Origin of the sequence: Gluconobacter oxydans (assembly GCF_006539685.1) — a bacterium.
GTDB lineage: Bacteria > Pseudomonadota > Alphaproteobacteria > Acetobacterales > Acetobacteraceae > Gluconobacter > Gluconobacter oxydans.
Genome location: NZ_BJNM01000063.1, coordinates 1 through 4374 on the forward strand (window position 1 = coordinate 1; position 4374 = coordinate 4374).

Below are 4374 nucleotides of genomic sequence, written 5' to 3' on the forward strand. Positions count from 1 at the left end.
GGCCTTGAGAAGAAGGCCCGGCTGGCGGTCGGTCTGGCCCGGAAGATCGGGCAGCGGATGGAGCGGGAAAGGGAGGCCGAGCGCCAGAGGCAGGAGCTGGCGCGTCAGGCCGAGATCAGACGCCAGCAGGACATCCGGGCGGCTGAAGAAGTCAGGAAGGCTGCTGATCTGGAACGCAATCGCTCGAAAGATCTATCCAGAGGGCGAAGTCGCCGCTCTGATCGGGGATATGATCCCTGGTGATTCTGTCCTGGGTCCTGACCCAGGACAGAATAGAACATCAGGCCTTCAGAGCGTGATTCTCGGAGAGCGTTTCGTCCAGGATATACGGACCTGCGGCTTTGACTTCGATTGCCATCAGGGCGAGGGCTCCTGGTGCGCGTTCTCCCAAGGGGAGCAAAGCATTGCCGCTGGTCCAGCGCATGGTTCCCTCTTCCACGTTGCTCCAACCGGAGAGCTGGGCATCATGGAGGTGATCGGTCAGAGTGCGTGTTCTGTTGCTTTCGAACAGGGTAACCGTTCCAACCAGAACACCCAGCTGGCGGCGGTCATCGACAAAGGGGCCGATCACATCACAGGGGCGGCTAGCATTGGAGATGATCCGGACGTTTTCAACTCCGCTGGGGATCATGAACATGACCCGTCCGTTGTTTTCCCGTGCCGGCCGAATGACTGCTCCTGTATCCGTGGTCAGGTGCAGGTCACTTTCGTTTGTCAGAGGGCGGGCTTCTGTCTGGATCGCAAAACCGGCCTTGTCCGCGCGGTTCTCGATCTGGCGGAAGAGAGGCTCGACCGCTTCTCTGGAGACCGTCAGAGGGGCGGCCGCGTCATCCCAGGTCAGATTGCTAGTGCTACCGATCGAGACAACGTTTCCCTTCTGAGAGAAGGCGCGACGGTTTCCGGTATCAAGATAGCTCTCGGTGAGCATGCCATCGGCCATAATGACTGAATGGGCTTCGGTTTCGATGTGGTAGTAGTCGTAAGACGTGATGGACTTGTCGAAGAAGATCGAGCGACCGTTCACCAGCATCCGGGCCGGAACAAACTGTCCATCAAAGAACAAGCAGTGCTCTGCCGTAATCAGCATGTCCTTGAACGGAACTCCGTCCGCGATGGCATCCTTGAGGATGCGGACCGGGTAACCCGCCTCATCATCAGGACGATGGGAGCGAACGTTGCAGTGCGCCTGACCGGTCCAGGTCACACGACGAGGGGTCGCGACACCATCAACATACGCAATGATCTCATCATCAACACTAAGGTCTTCAACGGCCTTCGTGCCATACGGCGTGTTGATGAGGCTGCCGGGGAGGAAGCAGACAAGAACAGCAGCGTCATACTCTTGACCATTAATTGTAACATAGCTTGATGCGCTGATATAAAGATTTGATCCGTCTGTTATTTGATAAAGAGTTTTGTCAGTTCCAGTATAATCCCCTGATAATGCTATTGTGTATCCATTATCTGTCGTTATTTCTGTTGTTGATCCGTCGTATGTTGAATTTGTAACTTTACCAGCCCCTGGTATTTCTATTGTTGATCCGTAGTTATAAAAACCAGTTATTCCGCTGAATGATAAAATATTAATACCTGAAGATGGAGTTAATACAAGTGTTCCACCACCATATCCAAAATTTATACGTGCTCCGGATAATGCAGATAGATCTGCACTTTGAACGTTTCCTAAATTAAGTGTTCCGCCATTCTGAATGTTGTAAGTCATTCCGCTAAGAGCGGAAATTGTAGTGGAACCGCTAATGTTGATAGTGCCACCATCAGCAGTAAGAGATGATCCCGTTAGAAGTCCAATAAGAGAGTTCCCAACTTCAACAGTAACATTTGCACCAGCAGTCGATGTTACGATATATGGGCATATTGCAGATATTAATGCAGGAGCAAACGAGACAGAAGCAACGACATCAGTGCCTGTGAAAGTAGCGCTTGCTCCTCCTGATTCCAATAGTCCAATATAAACGGTCGGATACATAGTATATGAACCGCTCGTTGTTACAGTATTTCCGTAGCTGTATAGACCAGACATTATTTACATCCTTTTAATTTTATAGATTTATACCAAATCAAGATTGGTATTCAGGCCAGAAATCTTCGTCCATCATCTGGTCGAAGGACCATGGGCAGGCGTTCGGAAAGGTCCCTTCAGGAAAGCCGGTTTCCAAAGCAGCGTCACGGTGGGCACGGCGGTAAGCTGTGTCGATGCTGGCTTCCAGAACACTTCGTAGGCTTGGGTTGTCGGCCAGATGATCAGTCAGCGCATCGCGGGTATTGGCAATTGAAAGACGCCATGAAGCACCACGGCGCATAGGCTGGAACTCCCATTTGAGCAGGTGAAGAAGCAGCACAGTCAGACGACTGATAAGTTCACGCTTCTCAGATTTCCCCATACTCTCGATTTCCTCGGCGATATGTTCAAGGTCCGCCTCGGATAGTTTTCCGGCGCGCAGCAGTCCGACCTGCTCGTTGGCCCATGCGTAGAAGTCATGGTCATAAAGGGTGCTGCTCATGACGCTCCCCCCTGGAGTAATTCAAGTTGCATGGGCGGCCGGGTTTCCGCGGCCTGTGCCTTACGGACGTCCAGCGAGCCGTTCCATGCCACATGCGGGTTGATGAAATATACGGCCATCCCTCGGCCTTGTACGCCTTCAATCCTGCGGCGTTCGCGGCGGATCACACCCATTTTTTCTAGCGTTCCCATGATGGTACTGACGTTTTTGGGTGCGCATCCGATCCGTTCAGCAAGCTGGTCACGCGTAAGCAGCACCTCGCCCGTATCTTGTCGGAGATTGAGCAGTACCAGATCGAAAGCATGACGGACCTGATTGGGGCGATCATCAGACGATAATTCGCGGATGCCATCCCAGATTGCGGCGGTCTGCATACGGCTCAACATGGTGAAACCTCCCGGCCAAAGCCCTTCGGTAGTGTCTGGTCGTGCTGCTTTTTGCAGCGCGTGTGTGGCCCGTGAGATGGCTATGCGCGCCTCTCCGGGCAAATGCTTCAAGAGTTCTTCGGACAGGAGCGAGAGCTGCTCGGCGGCCTGTGCCGCTTCCTCCTGTCCGGATCGCTGCGGCTTGGTGGTGAGGCGCACAATCTGGGCCATGTCTCGCTCCTTGTGGAGAACCTATCTTTAGGTCTCGGATTCCGAGGTCTACTAGTCTCAGAATCTGAGACTTAAAACAATCTGTTTCTGCTGGATTTCTGCGAGGTGTGGCGATCCCTAAGAAAGAGAAAAGAATCTAATCCCCCTGTTGTCCCCCCTTTTTTCGGTGGAAAACTGCTATTTCGAGGTCTGTTCCGGCGCCCTGCGGGCGGGCTCCGCCGCTCCCGCTCCGCGCTCGCCCGGCCCCTGTGACGCCGGCAGAATCGGGCAAGAGAAAATGGCTCAGGAAGCAATGAGGGGACTTGCCGGCTTTCCCATCCCGGTGACGGTCAGGGCAGATACCAGCCGGTTACGTTCCCTTTGGCGTCCGCGTTTGGGAAGCAGACTATCCCACCCTTCCGGCGTTCCGTGGTCCAGCCGTTCCCACGGCACATGGTCAGCAGGTCAAGGTCGCCCTGTCGATCGAGACCATAAGCCCGCTGCCCGGCCGGTGTGTTGGCCCAGCTCGCGGCGGCCTCCTGATTACGGGCTTTCTGGTATCCGTCCGCGTGCCCAGTTTCCCATCCAGCCCGCTGCCCGAAGAAATACCCCCCGCCAAACGCCACCAGAACGATCAGGAAGGCCGTCAGGCCCGTCCATAGTAGAGATGAGCGTATTTCTGTCTGGGCGGCCTGTAGCGCCTTCTGTGAGGCTCCTGTGGCCTGTTTAAGCGCGGCTCGCATTTCGGCCGACAAGTCGTGTTCCTGCTGGTTCCGGGCCGCCTGATCGGACCGGACGGCCCGAAGCAGACGGTTTGTCTCCGCCATTTCCCGGCCGAGCTGGTCGAACGCGGCCAGCCCGTCATCCAGCTCGCGTTCGTCGGTCATGACCGGTCAGGCTCGGGCTTCTGCCAGCCCTCGAACGCCTTGTGGTCATGGTCGCGGGTGATGCGCTTCATCAGTTCGTCAATGACGCGGCCGAAGCGTTCATCCTTCCCGGCCGCGTCGATCAGCAGACCCCCGAGAATGACCTTGCGGCGAGTATCCAGTTTGCGCTCCTCGGCGTTCTGTCTGGCGAGCAAAGCCTGATACCGGGCCTTGGCCTGTTCGACCTGCTGTTTTGCCTTCTCGATAGGTGTCATTTTTCCTCCCGCACCAAGTGGGTGCAATGGTCTGTTGTGATTTCCATTCTCGCGTGACCCTGTTGATGATACCCGATTTTTCGGAAGTTTCCTTGATTCCCCGTGGAGTGCAAACAACCCTTGCGACGAAGGAGTT

5 protein-coding genes and 1 pseudogene are annotated in these 4374 nt (G+C 55.1%); 1 reads left to right on the forward strand and 5 read right to left on the reverse strand.

Annotated features, from left to right (window positions below):
• A pseudogene (locus GOX01_RS12230) lies at positions 1–243 on the forward strand (MobQ family relaxase); the annotation flags it as partial.
• Between the two features lie 37 nt (positions 244–280).
• On the opposite strand, the gene GOX01_RS12235 reads toward GOX01_RS12230, so the two are convergent.
• From GOX01_RS12235 to GOX01_RS12255, 5 genes are all read right to left on the reverse strand, one after another.
• Positions 281–2041, reverse strand: a complete 1761-nt coding sequence (locus GOX01_RS12235) for a Hint domain-containing protein (RefSeq protein WP_062268781.1) — start codon at positions 2039–2041, stop codon at positions 281–283.
• A 37-nt stretch (positions 2042–2078) separates the two neighbouring features.
• The gene (locus GOX01_RS12240; protein WP_062268779.1) at positions 2079–2522 is read right to left on the reverse strand and encodes a DUF29 domain-containing protein; all 444 of its coding nucleotides are present in this window, start codon (positions 2520–2522) and stop codon (positions 2079–2081) included.
• Positions 2519–3118 (reverse strand): helix-turn-helix domain-containing protein, encoded by a 600-nt coding sequence (locus GOX01_RS12245; RefSeq protein ID WP_062268777.1) that lies wholly within the window; start codon positions 3116–3118, stop codon positions 2519–2521. Before GOX01_RS12245 ends, GOX01_RS12240 begins: the two co-directional genes overlap by 4 nt.
• A gap of 329 nt (positions 3119–3447) precedes the next feature.
• Positions 3448–3984, reverse strand: a complete 537-nt coding sequence (locus GOX01_RS12250; RefSeq protein ID WP_131973950.1) for a replication protein — start codon at positions 3982–3984, stop codon at positions 3448–3450.
• Positions 3981–4238 (reverse strand): mobilization protein, encoded by a 258-nt coding sequence (locus tag GOX01_RS12255; RefSeq protein WP_006560192.1) that lies wholly within the window; start codon positions 4236–4238, stop codon positions 3981–3983. The genes GOX01_RS12250 and GOX01_RS12255 overlap by 4 nt, the downstream gene beginning before the upstream one ends.
• Positions 4239–4374 lie beyond the last annotated feature (136 nt).

Bases quoted from the DNA above. Each gene is read 5' to 3' on its own strand.
- GOX01_RS12235 (WP_062268781.1), bottom strand. From the start codon at position 2,041: ATGTCTGGTCTATACAGCTACGGAAATACTGTAACAACGAGCGGTTCA.
- GOX01_RS12240 (WP_062268779.1), bottom strand. From the start codon at position 2,522: ATGAGCAGCACCCTTTATGACCATGACTTCTACGCATGGGCCAACGAG.
- GOX01_RS12245 (WP_062268777.1), bottom strand. From the start codon at position 3,118: ATGGCCCAGATTGTGCGCCTCACCACCAAGCCGCAGCGATCCGGACAG.
- GOX01_RS12250 (WP_131973950.1), bottom strand. From the start codon at position 3,984: ATGACCGACGAACGCGAGCTGGATGACGGGCTGGCCGCGTTCGACCAG.
- GOX01_RS12255 (WP_006560192.1), bottom strand. From the start codon at position 4,238: ATGACACCTATCGAGAAGGCAAAACAGCAGGTCGAACAGGCCAAGGCC.